Raw genomic sequence first — 16,241 nt, 5'->3', positions numbered from 1 at the left:
TTATAAAGGTCCTCTGCAAAAGTCGAGCAAAATTACGGAAAACTTTCTCATTTTTCGCTTCTCCGCTGGTGTAAGCGGAGAAGACTAACTCCTCCCCGCTTTGATTTTCTCACGCAGCTTCTTTTTTGCCTTCGACGGAGTAGGGATTGAAACGATCGTAGAAAGTTTCACCCTTTTCGGCCATTTCGAGCAAGAGCTTGGGCGTCCTGAATTGGGCGCCGTACTTGCGCTGCAGCCCTTTGGCGATTTCCACAAACTTTGCTGCACCCATGCCATCGATATAAGACAACGTTCCACCCGTATAAGGTGCGAAACCGAAGGCCAGGATTGATCCCACATCGGCCTCACGCGGATCGGTGACGATACCCTCCTCCATGACGCGTGCCGCTTCGAGAGCGATCGTAAAGAGGAAGCGCTGTTTCAGCACCTCGACGTCAATCTTGTCAGCGTCCTGTTGTGGGAACAGGGTCTTCAACTCGGGCCATAGATGCTTTTTGGCAGGCTTCGCAGGATAATCATAGAAACCTTTGCCATTCTTGCGTCCGCGCCGGTCATATTTATCCACAAGCGTGTTGACCAGCTCAATATGGCGTGGATCGACAGCTTTCTCGCCAAGATCCACCACCGCTGCCTTCATGATCTTCTGAGCCAGATCTATCGCGGTTTCGTCGCCGAGAGCCAGGGGGCCGACCGGCATTCCGGCCATGCGGGCGGCATTCTCGATCATGGCCGGAGGAACGCCTTCAATCAGCATGTTATAGGATTCGGACATGTAGCGTAGGACACAACGGTTGACATAGAAGCCGCGCGTATCATTGACGACGATTGGAGTTTTCTTGATGGCCCGCACGAAATCGAGCGCCACGGCCAACGCCTTGTCGGAAGTCTTCTTACCTAGAATGACTTCAACCAGCATCATCTTGTCGACGGGCGAGAAGAAGTGAATGCCGATAAAGTTCTTGGGACGGCTCGAAGCTTTGGCAAGCCCGGTGATCGGCAAGGTCGAAGTATTAGAGGCATAGATCGCCGCAGGCTTCAGCACCGCTTCCGCCTTTTCTGTCACCACTCGTTTGACTTCGCGGTCCTCGAACACTGCCTCGATGACAAGATCCGCCCCATCAAGATCGGCATAGTCGGCGGACGCCGTGATCAAACCAAGCAGCACGTCCTTTTCTTCGGCGGTCGCCTTGCCCCTTTGCATCTCTTTGGTGATGAGATCGGCAGAATGGGCTTTTCCCTTTTCTGCTGCTTCAACGCTCTGGTCGAGCAGCACGACCGGAATACCCGCCTTGGCGGTGACGTACGCAATGCTTGCGCCCATGAAGCCGGCACCCACGACGCCGATTTTCTTGAGCCTCGTCGGTTTGATATCGGCTGGACGTCGCGCGCCCTTGTTCAGCTCCTGCAAGGAGACGAATAGCGAACGGATCATCATCCCGGCTTCGGTCGTCTGCAAAATCTTGGTGAAATAGCGCTGCTCGATTTTGAGCGCCGTGTCGAACGGCACGAGCAGGCCCTCATACACCGATTTGAGAATCGACGCTGCACCCGGATAATTGCCATAGGTCTCGCGGCGCAGGATCGCCGTGGCGGCCGGCCAGAGATTTGCGCCCGCAGCTGAGTAAATCGGGCCACCTGGAAGCTTGAAGCCCTTCTCGTCCCACGGTTGCACCGGCTTCAGACCTGCCTTGATCATCTTCTTGGCTGATTCAACCAGCTTCTTGGCCGGGACAACTTCATGTACCAGTCCCATCGCCTTCGCACGCGAGGCTGTCAGGCTGGAACCTGTTGTCATCATCTGCAACGCGTCTTGCTGGTTCGTAAGTCGTGGGACGCGCTGTGTGCCGCCGGCACCGGGGAAAATGCCGACCTTTACTTCAGGTAGTCCCATCTTCACTGCAGGATCATCCGAGACCACACGTCCATGGCAGGCGAGTGACATCTCAAATGCACCGCCCATGCAGGTTCCATTGATTGCCGAGACCCAAGGCTTTCCGCTTGTTTCGAGCTTCCGGAAAAGGCCGCCCATTTTGCCTGTGTTTTCGAATAGAAGCTCAACTGCTTTCTTCTGGTCCCTTGCCTTTTCGTCATGAAAGAGCTGGAACATGCGCTTGAGCATGGTCAGATCCGCACCACCCGAGAACGTGTCCTTGCCAGAGGTGATAACGGCGCCCTTGACGGCATCATCCTTGGTGACGCGATCAACAATGGTATCGAGTTCCTTCATCACCTCTTCGGTGAAAACATTCATGGACCTATCGGGCATATCCCAGGTCACAAGGGCAATGCCGTCCGCGTCTACATCAAGTTTGAAGTTTGTATAGGTCATATTTCTTCCCCTCAGACGCGTTCGATGATCGTTGCAGTGCCCATGCCGGCACCAATGCAAAGCGTTACAAGTGCAACATTGAGGTCTCGGCGCTCCAGCTCATCAAGAACGGTTCCAAGGATCATCGCGCCTGTAGCACCAAGCGGGTGCCCCATCGCTATCGCACCACCGTTTACGTTGATCTTGTCCCGAGGGATGTCGAAGGCCTGCATGTAGCGCAGAACCACCGCGGCGAAAGCTTCGTTCAATTCGAACAGGTCGATATCCGAGATTTTCATCTTGGCCCGCTTCAACAATTTTTCAGTTACGTCGACTGGCCCCGTCAACATCAGCGCCGGATCAGATCCGATGTTGGCGAACGCGCGTATACGCGCGCGCGGCTTGGCATTGAGAGACCTGCCAGCGCTTTTGGACCCCAGCAACACACCAGCTGCGCCGTCGACAATGCCGGAAGAATTGCCCGCATGATGCACATGATTGATTGCCTCGACTTCCGGATGCGCCTGTATGCCGACGGCATTGAAGCCACCCATCTCACCGGGCATGACGAAAGACGGATTGAGCGATGCCAAGGCCTGCATATCCGTAGTCGGGCGCATATGCTCGTCGCGATCGAGGATCATCAATCCATTCTGATCCTTGATTTCCAACACGGAATTCTTGAAGTAACCCTTGCTCCACGCCTCGCCGGCCCGTTTTTGGCTTTCTACCGCATAGGCGTCAACGTCGTCACGACTAAAGCCATATTTGGTTGCAATCAGATCAGCGGAAACGCCCTGCGGCATGAAATAACCTGGCAAGCCAACCGACGGGTCCATATACCAGGCGCCCCCGGACATGCCCATGCCGACGCGCGACATGGATTCGACGCCGCCTGCGATAACGATATCATCGGCGCCCTGCACGATCTTGGCAGCGGCAAAATTGACCGCATCCAGGCCCGATGCGCAGAAGCGCGAAATCTGCATGCCAGGCGCCTTGAAATCATACCCTGCTTCGAAAGCGGAGGAGCGGGGGATGACCGCACCCGCTTCGCCCACAGGATCGACGCAACCATAAATAATGTCATCGACCAATCCCGTGTCGAGACCGTTGCGATCGCGCAGCGCTTCCAGAACATGGGCGCCCAGACGAACGGCGGGCACTTCGTGCAAACTGCCATCCTTCTTACCCCTGCCGCGCGGCGTGCGGACGTGATCGTAAATATATGCGTCAGCCATTATATACTCCCTGTCAAAATCCACAGCTCAGAGGCTGCGGGCGATCAAAAGCTTCATGATTTCGTTGGTCCCGCCATAGATCCGCTGGACGCGCGCGTCGCGGAACATTCGGGCAATCGGGTATTCATTCATATAGCCATAGCCGCCGTGCAACTGCAGGCATTCATCGACCACCTTGTTCTGCAAATCAGTCAACCAATATTTGGCCATCGAGGCCGTCATGGGATCGAGCCCACCATTCAAATGACGCTCGACACAATGGTTGTAGAACACCCGGCCAATCGTCGCTTCTGTCTTGAGCTCGGCCAGTTTGAATTGCGTATTCTGGAACTCTATCACCGCCTTGCCGAAAGCCTTGCGATCCTTGACGTAATCTGAAGTAATCGCGATCGCGCGCTCCGCCATGGCGATAGCAGTGCCGCCGATCTGAAGCCGTTCCTGTGGCAATTGCTGCATGAGTTGGACGAAGCCCTGGCCTTCCTCCGTGCCTAGTAGACTGGACGCGGGAACCCGAACTTCATTGAAGAACAACTCGGATGTGTCGTTCGATTTCAAGCCAACCTTGTCGAGATTCCTGCCCCGCTCAAAACCCTGCTGTCCATCCGTCTCCACAATGAAAAGCGACGTGCCTTTTGCGCCCTGTGCCGGATCGGTCTTGGTGACGACGACGACAAGGTTGGCGAGTTGTCCATTGGTAATAAAGGTCTTCGACCCGTTGATGACGTAATGATTGCCGTCCTTCCTGGCGCTCGTCTTGACACCTTGAAGATCGGAACCGGCGCCTGGCTCAGTCATGGCAATGGCGCCAATCAGTTCTCCCGTCGCCATCCTCGGCAGCCATCTCTGTTTCTGGTCTTCGGAACCATAGTGCAAGATATAAGGAGCTACGATGGAATTATGCAGTGCTATGCCGAAGCCATCGACGCCGACATGGCTGATCGCTTCGAGAATTGCGGTTTCATGTGCGTAGGTTCCACCGGCACCGCCATATTCTTCGGGCATGGAGGCACAGAGAAGCCCGTTTTTGCCGGCGAGTTCCCAAACAGAACGGTCGAAAATCTCCTGCTTTTCGAAGCGATCATAGTGGGGCAGCACCTCGGTTTCGAGAAACTTTGTTGCCATCTCTTGCAGCATCACGACATCGTCAGTCTTCCAGTCGGGTATTGGAACACCAAGAACTTCTTCAGGTCGCAGACCCATAACAATCCTCCCGCGATCAAAATTTGAGAAGCCGCGAAGCCTGCGGCCCCAAGTCAGCGTCAACGGATGCTTAGAAGGCTTCCGCTGCAAGCGCCATCATCGTATCCGCCCCACTCTGAATTCTGGCCAGATGCGCTGCCGTTTCCGGCATGACTCGTTCCATGAAGAACTTGCCCGTGACCAATTTGGTTTCGTAGAACGCCTCGTTGTCGGCACCTTCGGCAAGCTTGGCTTGTGACGCATCGGCGATGCGCGCCCACATATACCCCAATGCAACCAGTCCGAAGAGATGCATGTAATCGGTGGAGGCAGCACCGGCATTATCCGGGTTCGTCATACCATTTTGCATCAACCACATGGAAGCGGCTTGCAGATCGTTAAGTCCCTTTTTCAGATGCTTTGTAAAGAAGGATAGCTTCTCGTTGCTGCGGTTCTCTTCGCAGAAGTCACCAACTTCCTTGAAAAAAGCCATGACTGCGCGCCCACCGTTGGCTCCGAGCTTGCGGCCGACAAGGTCAAGGGCTTGAATACCATTTGCGCCTTCATAAATCATCGCGATACGCGCATCGCGCACATACTGGCTCATGCCGTGCTCTTCGATGTAGCCGTGGCCGCCGAAAACCTGCTGTGCCATGCATGCGTGCTCGAATCCCTTGTCCGTCAGCACGCCCTTCAGAACAGGCGTCATCAGTCCGAGAATATCATCGGCCAGTTGCTTCTCGCTCTCGTCCGAAGAACGATGCGCCACGTCCGACTTCAATGCAGACCAAAGGATGAAAGCCCGGCCGGCTTCATTGAACGACCTTATCGTCAGGAGAATGCGACGAATGTCCGGATGAACGATGATCGGATCGGCCTTCTTGTCTGGTTCTTTCGGACCCGTCAGTGCGCGTCCCTGTACGCGTTCACGCGCATATGCAGCAGCGTTTTGATAGGCAATTTCGCCAATCGACAGGCCTTGCAGCGCGACGCCAAGCCGTGCTTCATTCATCATGGTGAACATGGCACGGAGGCCCTTGTTTTCTCCACCAATCAGATAGCCGGTCGCCTCGTCATAATTCATGACACAGGTCGAATTGCCATGAATGCCCATCTTCTCTTCGATGGAGCCGCAGGAGACGCCATTGCGTGTTCCTGGATTGCCATTTTCGTCGATATTGAACTTGGGCACGATGAACAGCGAAATGCCCTTTGTACCTTCCGGCGCACCTTCGATGCGCGCGAGCACCAGATGGATAATATTTTCGGCCATGTCGTGTTCGCCGGCCGAGATAAAAATCTTCTGGCCCGATATTCTGTATGAGCCGTCAGCGTTCGGTACTGCCTTGGAGCGCAGCAGACCAAGGTCAGTCCCGCAATGCGGTTCCGTCAGGTTCATGGTGCCTGTCCATGCACCTTCGGTCATCTTCGGCAGGTATGTCTGCTTCTGCTCGTCGGTGCCGTGGGTCAGGATAGCCGCGATCGCGCCCTGCGTGAGGCCAGGATACATGACCAGCGCCATGTTGGCGGAGGCCATGTATTCGCCAACAGCCACGTGGAGAGCATAGGGCAGACCTTGGCCGCCGAATTCCTGTGGCACGGCGAGGCCAACCCAGCCGCCTTCGCGATATTGATTGAACGCTTCCTTATAGCCCCTTGGCGTCGTTACCGAGCCATCCTCGTGTCGAATGCAGCCTTCGTGGTCCCCTACCTGATTTACGGGGAACAACGTATTTTCGGCCAATTTTGCGCCTTCAGCGAGGACGGCCTCGACGATATCTGGCGATGCATCACCGAACCCAGGCAAATTACCGTAACGTTGAAAACCGAGAACATCGTTCAAGATAAACAGCGTGTCGTCAACAGGCGCGCGATAGCTCGGCATCAGCTTCCTCCAAACATAGCAAAAACGGCACGCAAGCAAGGGCGCCGTTGAGATGTTGTCGACCCTATCAAACTTTGACGTTTGCGTAAACGTCAATCTTGAAAAATCATTCGGTGTTCAACCCATTCTCGCGTTGTCGGCTTCCGAAATTGCGCCGACGCTCTGGATCTGACATCCGCTATCGAGTTCCAGACTGGATGCATGAATTTAACCTTTTCCACCGAGCTCTTAACCAGTTGTTTACCACGTTTCGCCAATGTCACGATGACGGTGAACCGTGTCTATGTGTGATTTTGTTTTTCACGGCTTGTCGGATCGCATGGGGCGCAAGCCTCGCGCTCTCCGGTTTGGCCCGACGCGCATAGCGTTACCGGCCGTTTCCCCAGAGCAATGAAATTCCATCCGCCGGTGGCGGCAACTCGAGCAGCAGACGTCCATGACAAACCAGAGGTCACTAATGGAACAGGTCAATGTGAATCGCGCACGCCGTGATGCTACGTCGCTGGATAGTCTCAACCGTACCCTTGAGGATCTTGAACGACAGTTGCGTACTGCGATTGAGCCAAGGAGTGACGATTTTTCTGACAACGAGGATATTGCTGACCGATTTGCTGCCCTCGCCTCACGCGCAGGTCAATTGGCTGCACCCCGTCACGTTCCCGCAGCGCAGGTTTCGGGATTACCCAAGTATGACCTCTCGGCGGTTGCTGCTCAACTCAAGCAGCTCCGCGAGGAGACGGAGAAGGAAGTCAAAGCGTCCATAAACCAGGCAGAGCCTCACAACGAAACGATTGGCCGGCTCAGCCAGTCAACTTCATCAAACGATCGACTGTTCAACCGTGCTTCCGCGAGCCGGCCCGAGGCCAGTCACCTTTCCTTCCTGCGTGGAGACCTCGACGAGTTGAAACGGACCGTCAATCTGCTGGCCCGCGAAGAATCACTGCAAAGCCTCGGCAATCGTTGGGATGCGATCGATGAACGCTTCGATACGTTTACGCAACGGAACCCTTCGGCTCATGTAAGCAACGCCTCTCTGCCCGCCAAGTATATGCAGCAGATCGATGAACGCCTTGACGAAATCAGCCGCGCCATCGTTGCTACCTCGCAGGCAACCCTCAGCCAACCGGCCGAAGTCGACGCTTTCGAAAGGTTGGAGGCGCGTATCGCGGCTCTTGCCTCTGGCGAGCGCAGTTCCGATACGATCCTCAAGCGTATGGGAGAGCTTGCCGAACGTGTCGAACACCTCACCGCCCAGAGCAAAGAACCAGCAATCAATCTAGACATCTTGTCGGAACAACTCGCGGCTGTCATGCGCCATTTGCAAGGCGCGCCGGCTGCGATCACCATCTCCGACTTCCGCGACTTGGAAGACCGCGTGCTGCAAATTATCGCGAAGCTTGAAACCATGCCGCAGCCAGCGACTGATCCCACCTTTGTTGAGAAAATTGACCGGCGCTTTGAAGAATTGACGCGCCGCCTCGACGACCACCATGTCATGACCGAGAACAGCGATATTCGCCTTACCGACACAATCGAATCCCATTTTGAGGACATGGCACGCTACATCGCGCAAAACTTGCCTCAGACTGAAGATACGCACCACGCCATCCGTAGCCTTGAGTTACAGATTGCCGGTTTGGCCGAACATCTGGTTCAGTCGAACAATCGTCAGGCAGAGCTCTCCGCGATCCCGCCCAGGCTCGACGCGATCGAAGAATCCATGGCCGCAAACCGTGATTTCGTGATAGAGGCTGCGCGCAATGCTGCGGCAGAGGCGATCCGCACTACTGGCAATTTCAGCGAACATGATAGCGTGATCGCCCGAGAACTGGCCGACGACCTCAAGACACTCGAAAAACTAGCGCGTAAGTCGGAGGAACGAAACAGCAAGACATTCGAGGCAATTCACGACACCTTGCTCAAGATCGTTGACCGTCTCGCCTCGCTGGAAAACGGCCCGATGCCCGTTTACAGACCAATCGCGGCACGCGCCGAGGAGACATCCATCGCGGAATTGCCTGCGATGAAGGCTACACTTGCCTACGATCCCGCTATGGATGTTAGCCCTGCTCCCGATACGCTCGCACATTCTGAGACCGCCGAACCCTTACCTGAAGTGACCCTCGCTGGTGACCCTGCAGTGTCAGCAGTGGAGCCTAGCGAAAAGAAGTCATTGTTCGGCAGCCTCGCCCGAAGCCTCAAATCACGGAACAAGCAGGAAATCCTGCCTCAAGACCCGGAGATTGATCTCGCCGGGGCGAGTGGAGAGGCCGACGGAAAGCTCAACATCCACTCGGACATACTCAACCGCCCGCTTGAACCTGGTTCCGGCATGCCCGATCTCAACTCAATCCTGAAGCGCGTTCGCGATGAGCGCAAGGATGTACCGGTTGCTGGCGACGCATCCTCGGGCAAGGCCGATTTCATCGCCGCCGCTCGGCGCGCCGCCCAGGCGGCCACGTCGGAAGTAGAAAGTCAAAAACACGTATCATCGGATGAAACCGATACTAGGAGAGCCGGCCTCTTCTCGCGCCATCGCAAACCCATTCTGCTTGCGATAGGCGCAATCATGATCGCACTCGCCGGTCTGCAGTTGAAGAACGCCTTCTTAAATCAACCGGCAGCGACAGACACACCGACCATTGACCAGCTTGCGGCACCCCAACCCGCAACAGAATCGCGTGTGTCAGCTCAGCCAGCGGGACAGGCAGATGCACCGGCTTCCGTTCAGAATGGAGCAACTCAGGAGCGGGCTGCGTCCCAACCAGCGCCTGCCAGCGTCGAGGCTGTAATCGCCACGCAACAGGCAACACCATCAACGATCGATGCCTCACGGTCGCCAACGGCTGCTGTGAGTGCACCGACTGCTGCCATTCCTTCAATCCCCGTAGAAGCCGGGCCGGAGCCTCTCCGAGTGGCTGCATCCGCTGGCGACAGCAAGGCACTTTTCGAGATCGGGAACCGCTACATGGACGGTCGAGGCGTCACCCGCGACTATTCCAAAGCCGCCGAATGGTACAACCTTGCAGCGGAACGCGATTTTGCTCCGGCACAATACCGCATTGGCAATTTTTACGAGAAGGGTCTTGGCGTCGCCCGCGATCTAGCGAAGGCGAAGAGCTATTATCAACTTGCTGCCGAACAGGGAAATGCCAGTGCCATGCACAATCTTGCAGTTCTGTTTGCTGGCGGAATTGAGGGCGCAGCGCCGGACAACGAAGCAGCTGTCCGCTGGTTTACGCAGGCCGCCGAGCTTGGGGTAAAGGACAGCCAATTTAATCTTGGTATTCTCTCGGCGAAGGGCGTGGGCATGCCACAGAACCTCGAGGAGAGCTATAAGTGGTTTGCGCTTGCAGCCATTGCTGGCGACAAAGACGCGGCGCAGAAGCGAGACGACGTCGCCAAGGCCATGTCGGATGGGCAGTTGGAGCGCGCGAAAGCGGCAACTGAACTTTGGAAACCCAAAGTACTAAGTCCCGACGCCAATGCTTTGAACGTTCCTGACGGGTGGGTGGAGAGCGAAACCACTACAGGTTCGATCGACATGGAAAAGGCGATCCGGAATATCCAGCTGATCCTGAACAAGCATGGTTACGACGCTGGCGGTTCGGACGGAAAGATCGGTTCCAAGACGCGCGACGCAATAATGGCTTTCCAGAAAGACAATGGACTGAAGCCGACGGGCAGTATCGATAAGGACCTTGTGCGTAACCTGCTCCAAAAAAATGGCTAGGTTCTGGCGATAAATGGCGGTTACGACACGCCGGGTTCGCGTTTGAACCGGTGTGCTTCGGCCGCTTTAGTCAAAGTTTGACTCCGGACCTTCTACCGGGCAAGAAACCTTAAAGAATAGCTGTTATGTGATATTGCGCTAGTGTCCGCCACCACATTGGGTTTGGGGTTCATATTGGGTATCTACCTGCCTATAGCCGAAATTTCGGTCAACGTGTTCGTTCTCTTTTTTATGGGCGCGGCGGTAGGGTTCTTGTCGGGCATGTTTGGTGTTGGCGGAGGATTTCTGATCACCCCTCTGTTGATCTTCTACAATATCCCGCCAGCAGTAGCCGTTGCTACAGGCGCAAATCAGGTTATCGCCTCGTCATTCAGCGGCGCTCTAACCCATTTCAAACGGGGAACGCTGGATTTCAAGTTGGGCTCCCTGCTGGTCGCAGGTGGTATCGCGGGGGCTGCGCTGGGAATTTACGTGTTCGTACTGTTACGGGAACTTGGACAACTCGATCTCATCGTCTCGCTCCTATACGTCATATTCCTCAGTACGGTAGGCGGCCTCATGTTATATGAGAGCGTTCAATCCATGCGGCGGACAAGAGCTGGACAGCTCGCTAACCTGAAGAAGCCAGGTCAGCACAATTGGGTGCATCGTTTGCCGTTCAAGATGCGCTTTCGTGCATCCAAGATCTATGTGAGCATCATTCCCGTTCTGGTGCTCGGCGGGGCCATCGGTTTCCTCTCGTCGATCATGGGCGTTGGCGGCGGTTTCATCATGGTTCCGGCGATGATTTATCTGCTAAAGGTGCCGACCAATGTCGTCATCGGGACGTCGCTTTACCAGATCGTGTTCGTGACGGCGTTCACGACAGTGATGCAGGCAACCACGAACCGGTCGGTAGACATAGTTCTCGCAATGCTGCTGATGACGGGGGGTGTGATCGGAGCGCAATATGGCGCGCGTATCGGCCAGAAGCTGCGGGGCGAACAGTTGCGCGCGCTACTGGCCATGCTGGTATTGGCTGTTGGTCTGCGCCTTGCCATCGAACTCTTCGTTACGCCGGACGATCTTTATTCGATCAGCATTGCGCTCGCCTCAGGCTCGTCATGAGTGCCCTGTCATCCGCGTTCCTCACATTGGTCCTCGCGCTCGCTGCAGTAGGTGGAGCTGGTGCGCAACAGTTGCCCGGCAACAAGGAAACGGTCGAGATAGGATTGTCCACTGACACGATCGCGATTACATCAGGTTTCCGCGGTACAGATCTCACCGTATTCGGTGCCCTCGACAATGCCGACCCGCTGATCCAGCGGCAAGGAAGATACGATATCGTGGTCGTTCTGGAGGGGCCAGCGCGGGATTTCGTCGTACGGCGCAAAGACAGATTCTTCGGAATATGGGTCAATGCTGAATCTGTCTCGTTCCAACATATCCCCGCCTCCTATTCGCTTGCATCAACCCGTAACCTTCAGGACATTGCGTCTCCGAAGATATTCGGGCAGTTGAGCCTCGGCGTGAACAATATTTACTACGAACCGATGCCGGATGGCTTTGGGTCCAGTCAATCGCTCAAGGAGTTCACCAAGGAACTCCCGCGGCTGAAACTCAAGCAGCGGCTTTACAACCAACGACCGGGCGATGTGCAGTTCCTGTCATCCACACTGTTTCGGGCAACCTTGTCGCTGCCAGCCAATGTGCCTGTAGGCAAGCATGTCGCACGCGCATACCTGTTCCGCAATGGTGAGTTCCTACGGGAGAGCGCAACGAGCCTCAACATCGTCAAAGCGGGACTCGAATTTCGTATTTATCGCGCTGCCAATCAGTACAGCCTGCTTTACGGGTTCTTCGCAGTATTCCTCGCAGTTGTCACCGGTTGGATGGGCCGGCTCATATTCCGCAAGGACTAACCCGGGACAGGTCCGGCCACAACAATGAGCCCCGACAGTGGTTGCCCTCGATCAAGCCGAATATCCTCTCGACGAATGCTCACAACGCACATTGAATGTTCGGACAAAAGCCGATGCACGTAGCTTTCCGAATGGGTATAGCGCAGCGATGGCTGCAGGATCATTTCATCTTCACCTGAGTGAGTCTCGACCGAGAATGCAAACAAGCCATCAAGAGTCAAAGCCCTCCGGACGTTGACAAAAGCACGGTGAAGGTCCCCAACATAGACAAATACGTCGGCTGCAATGACGAGATCCACGCTTCGCTGAGGCATCACGAATTCGTTGACATCACCTTTGGTGAGACTGTCGTAGACTCGCTTGTCGGCTGCCTTCTGCAGCATTGCATCCGAGAGATCGACACCGGCCAGGAAATCGCAGCGCTCTCGAATGTGCGAACCTATCAGGCCAGTGCCACAACCAAGATCGAATACCGACTGGTAACGCCGGTCTGGTGCAGACTCCTCGATGGCTTTCGCGAGCAAGTCGGGAACGCGATAGTCCAATTTCTCCAGAAGGGCGTTATCGAACGTTGGTGCATAGGCGTCGAATAACGTCTCTACATAGGCCGGCGGCGGCGCTTCGGGTACGGCAGCATACCCGCTCGCTGCGAGCTTCAATCCCGCGCCGAAGCGGTCATCGGGATCAAGCTTCAGCAGTTTACGCCAGGCAACTACCGCAGCCCCCTCATCTCCAGCCGTTTCCTGCATTTCACCAAGACGAAACAGACCTGCAGTCCACTCAGGCGTTATCTCGAGCGCCTGCCGCATGAGATCGGCAGCCGCGACGTGATCGCCCGATTCGAACAGCATATCAGCGTAGGATGCGCGACGATCGGCAATCAAATCGCCCGAAGAAAGGAATGCACGTTCCATGGTTGCTAATTCGTGACCTGGACACGAATGGAAATGATATCCACCGAATGTCCAGTCTGGGCTATATCCGAATTGATCTTGATGGAGCCGCCAGCAGACGGCCTCTCGTCTGCTGGGAACTGTTTCTGCACAAGATATTCGCCGCTCGCATCCGAAACATCGAACCTCGTGCGGCCGCAGTCACCAAGGGCGCCGAAATCGCAACTTACCGCCATCTGCGTCCGAGTTCCGTCTTCACTCTTGGCGACAATATCGAACATTGCGTTCTTGCCGGCGAGCTGTTCGAGAACGCCCTGACCGACTTGGAAAATAATCTCGTCGGATTCGCCCGGTGATTTTATGCGTAAATACTTCGCGACCTGGTCGCCCGTGATCGTCGCCGTTGCGCGTCCTGAGACCGAGACCTGGGTCGTGTCGGACGGATCAAAGATTGTGATCCAGCTGCCTTCCGATGGCAGTTGGCCCTCCTTCAGCGGTTCATGACTACCTGTTGTAGCTGGATTACCCGTACTTGGAGCAACGCTCGACGGCTTTGTATTTATAGTTCCCGACGCGACGAGCCATAGAAGGCCGAGTGCAAGAGCGAGTATGACGAGGGTGATTGCGAGCTTGGCAATGCCACTCGCCTTCTTACGCTCCTTGTTCCGTTTTAATCTTGGACGCAGCCGGTCCGGGCGATAATTGTCAGCAACGGCCGACCGGTCGGATGCCGGTTCAGGCGCGTCCAGTTCAGGCTCCCGCAAAGTGTCGATAGAGGGCTCAACTCTTGCTGTAGATGGTTCAGGCTGAGAAAGTACCGGTTCGAGTCTTTCAGCGATGGGAGCCGGAGCAGTAGGCGGCGCTACTGAACCTGTCGACTGAACTTCATTCTCAATTCGTGTAATTGCATCTTTCAACCGTTCGCGACGCTCGTCTCGCTGCTCATCGTCCAGCGCTCCGTTAGCTGCTAGCGAGCGCTCATGCGCACTCCAAGCCGACTCGTAGACCTTCTGCCGGATCGCAGGATTTCCGAAATCGGCCTTGGCCAACGCATTTCGGATTGCATGTTCGATCGCTTCCAACTGGACGGTTATCCCTCTGATGTGGCCTCACGGTTGCAGGTTAGCCATAACGCATCCCACTGCTTATTCAAGACTCTCGCGGCGCAATGATGGCCAGCCAAACGTTGTGAACGCTGATGGACCTGCTGAGTTTCCGCCGCAAATTGCGCAAAAGTGAGCAAACAAGGTTTGACTTGCCCAATTCGGAAGGTCTGGTACAAGAGTTACGTTTACGCGAACGTCAAATATGGAGCTGAATATGGCCTTGCCGGAGATTCTCGAGTCAAAGCTTCGCATCCCGGTGGTCGGTGCTCCATTGTTTATCATTTCCCATCCAGGTCTGGTGGTCGCGCAGTGCAAAGCCGGAATAGTCGGTTCTTTTCCCGCTTTGAACGCCCGTCCGGAAACCCAGCTTGACGATTGGTTGGCTGAGATCACGGAGAACCTGCGCAGTCACGACGAGAAAAATCCTGATCGCCCTGCCGCGCCTTTCGCCGTGAATCAGATCGTCCACAGGTCGAACAAACGGCTCGAACATGACTTGGCGGCATGTGTAAAATACAAGGTACCCATTGTTATATCGTCGCTTGGTGCAGTTCCGGAAGTGAACCAGGCCATTCACTCCTATGGCGGTATCGTATTGCACGACATCATCAATAATCGTCATGCGAACTCGGCTATACGCAAAGGAGCCGATGGGTTGATAGCGGTTGCAGCTGGTGCTGGCGGGCATGCCGGAACGCTCTCGCCTTTCGCCCTTGTGCAGGAGATCCGCGAATGGTTTGACGGGCCCCTGCTTCTATCAGGCGCCATCGCCACCGGTAGAGCAGTTCTCGGAGCGCAAGTCATGGGAGCCGACCTTGCCTATATCGGTTCCCCTTTCATCGCGACCGATGAGGCGCGCGCGGTCGAGGGATACAAGCAGATGATCGTCGAGTCCGCTTCCTCGGACATCATCTATTCAAACTATTTCACCGGCATCGCCGGCAACTATTTGAGACCCTCCATAGCCAAAGCTGGAATGGATCCCGACCATCTACCCGATGCGGACCCCACAAAGATGGACTTCGAGGCCGCAACAACCGGGGCCAAGGCCTGGAAAGACATCTGGGGATGCGGTCAGGGAATCAGCGCAATCAAGGAGATCGTCCCCACAAGCGACTTGGTTGCGCGCCTGGAAAGGGAATATCACGCGGCCAAGGCAGCACTCTGCGCCACGTAAACAGAGCTACATCGGTCTGTTCGCGATTTCCGCAATCGCCCGTCTCGCCATGACCTTCACGAGATTGGCTCGGTAGTCAGCAGAAGCATGCATATCGGACAGGAGGCCGTCCGGGTTCACTATGAGGCTGTCGAGTGCCGCAGAGCTGAAATTGCTGGCTAAAGCTGCCTCGGCATCTATGAGCCTGAAGACACCGTTTTCGCCCGCGCCAGTCACCGCAACGCGAATGACATCGCCGGACCTGGCCACGAATACCCCCGCCATGGCGTAAAGCGAAGCCGGATTGGGAAACTTCTTGTAAGCTGCTCTATCCGGCGCGATAAACTCCACTGCCGTTATGATTTCGCCAGGCTCCAACGCCGTCTCGAAAAGACCAACGAAGAAATCCGATGCGGGAATGGAGCGCTCATTGGTAATGATCATCGCATCCAGCGCCAACATGGAAGATGGGTAGTCGGCAGCAGGATCATTGTTGGCGATCGACCCGCCAATCGTTCCCATGTTGCGAACTTGCGGATCACCGATATGAGCCGCAAGGCTGACGATGGCCGGGCAAATCTTTGCCAGTTCCTCATCGATGGAGACATCGTAATGGGTCGTCGCTGCGCCAATGCGCACCGTCCGGCCACTGATTACGATACCTTTCATTGCTTCGATTCGCCTCAGGTCGATTACATCGCTCGGCGACGCCAAGCGCTGTTTCATGGTCGGGATGAGCGTCATTCCGCCGGCTAGAAACTTGCCGTCTTCCGCCTCGGACATGAGCCTTGCACCCGCTTCAACAGAGGTAGCACGGTGGTACTTTGTCTCATACATGG

The 16,241-nt window shown here is 55.6% G+C and carries 11 protein-coding genes; 4 read left to right on the top strand and 7 right to left on the bottom strand.

Features of this window, described 5'->3' with window-relative positions; all coding sequences use genetic code 11:
- Positions 1-109 precede the first annotated feature (109 nt).
- The 4 genes from CU100_RS04880 to CU100_RS04865 form a co-directional block, all read right to left on the bottom strand.
- Positions 110-2,329, bottom strand: coding sequence for a 3-hydroxyacyl-CoA dehydrogenase NAD-binding domain-containing protein (locus CU100_RS04880; RefSeq protein WP_106715369.1), 2,220 nt, complete (start codon positions 2,327-2,329; stop codon positions 110-112).
- 11 nt (positions 2,330-2,340) lie between these two features.
- Complete coding sequence (locus CU100_RS04875) at positions 2,341-3,549, bottom strand: acetyl-CoA C-acetyltransferase (protein ID WP_106715368.1); 1,209 nt, start codon at positions 3,547-3,549, stop codon at positions 2,341-2,343.
- Between the two features lie 27 nt (positions 3,550-3,576).
- Entirely contained in the window at positions 3,577-4,749 is a 1,173-nt protein-coding gene (locus CU100_RS04870) for an acyl-CoA dehydrogenase family protein (protein WP_106715367.1), read from the bottom strand.
- A 70-nt stretch (positions 4,750-4,819) separates the two neighbouring features.
- Entirely contained in the window at positions 4,820-6,613 is a 1,794-nt protein-coding gene (locus CU100_RS04865; RefSeq protein WP_106715366.1) for an acyl-CoA dehydrogenase C-terminal domain-containing protein, read from the bottom strand.
- A 436-nt stretch (positions 6,614-7,049) separates the two neighbouring features.
- Between CU100_RS04865 and CU100_RS04860 the strand changes: the two genes are divergently transcribed.
- The 3 genes from CU100_RS04860 to CU100_RS04850 all read left to right on the top strand — a co-directional run bounded on the left by CU100_RS04860 (position 7,050) and on the right by CU100_RS04850 (position 12,247).
- A complete protein-coding gene (locus CU100_RS04860) occupies positions 7,050-10,346 on the top strand; it encodes a peptidoglycan-binding protein (RefSeq protein ID WP_245418916.1) in 3,297 nt (1,098 codons plus the stop codon).
- Between the two features lie 174 nt (positions 10,347-10,520).
- Positions 10,521-11,453 carry a sulfite exporter TauE/SafE family protein gene (locus tag CU100_RS04855; protein WP_106716013.1) on the top strand — a complete coding sequence of 311 codons (933 nt, stop codon included), beginning with the start codon at positions 10,521-10,523 and terminating at the stop codon, positions 11,451-11,453.
- Positions 11,450-12,247, top strand: a complete 798-nt coding sequence (locus CU100_RS04850; RefSeq protein ID WP_106715364.1) for a TIGR02186 family protein — start codon at positions 11,450-11,452, stop codon at positions 12,245-12,247. Before CU100_RS04855 ends, CU100_RS04850 begins: the two co-directional genes overlap by 4 nt.
- On the opposite strand, the gene CU100_RS04845 is transcribed toward CU100_RS04850, so the two are convergent.
- Both CU100_RS04845 and CU100_RS04840 read right to left on the bottom strand, forming a co-directional pair.
- Complete coding sequence (locus CU100_RS04845) at positions 12,244-13,161, bottom strand: methyltransferase domain-containing protein (RefSeq protein WP_106715363.1); 918 nt, start codon at positions 13,159-13,161, stop codon at positions 12,244-12,246. The two genes, CU100_RS04850 and CU100_RS04845, sit on opposite strands and share 4 nt — an antisense overlap.
- 5 nt (positions 13,162-13,166) lie before the next feature.
- Positions 13,167-14,222, bottom strand: coding sequence for a hypothetical protein (locus CU100_RS04840; protein WP_106715362.1), 1,056 nt, complete (start codon positions 14,220-14,222; stop codon positions 13,167-13,169).
- 238 nt (positions 14,223-14,460) lie between these two features.
- On the opposite strand from CU100_RS04840, the gene CU100_RS04835 reads away from it, so the two are divergent.
- On the top strand, positions 14,461-15,423 hold the full coding sequence (locus CU100_RS04835) for an NAD(P)H-dependent flavin oxidoreductase (RefSeq protein ID WP_106715361.1): 963 nt from the start codon (positions 14,461-14,463) through the stop codon (positions 15,421-15,423).
- Between the two features lie 6 nt (positions 15,424-15,429).
- On the opposite strand, the gene CU100_RS04830 is transcribed toward CU100_RS04835, so the two are convergent.
- Positions 15,430-16,239, bottom strand: a complete 810-nt coding sequence (locus tag CU100_RS04830; RefSeq protein WP_106715360.1) for an FAD binding domain-containing protein — start codon at positions 16,237-16,239, stop codon at positions 15,430-15,432.
- Between the last annotated feature and the right edge of the window lie 2 nt (positions 16,240-16,241).

Source organism: Phyllobacterium endophyticum, assembly GCF_003010935.1.
Taxonomy (GTDB): Bacteria; Pseudomonadota; Alphaproteobacteria; order Rhizobiales; family Rhizobiaceae; genus Phyllobacterium; species Phyllobacterium endophyticum.
The sequence above is the reverse complement of the archived record's forward strand: the minus strand, read 5'-3'. Positions and strand labels throughout refer to the sequence as shown.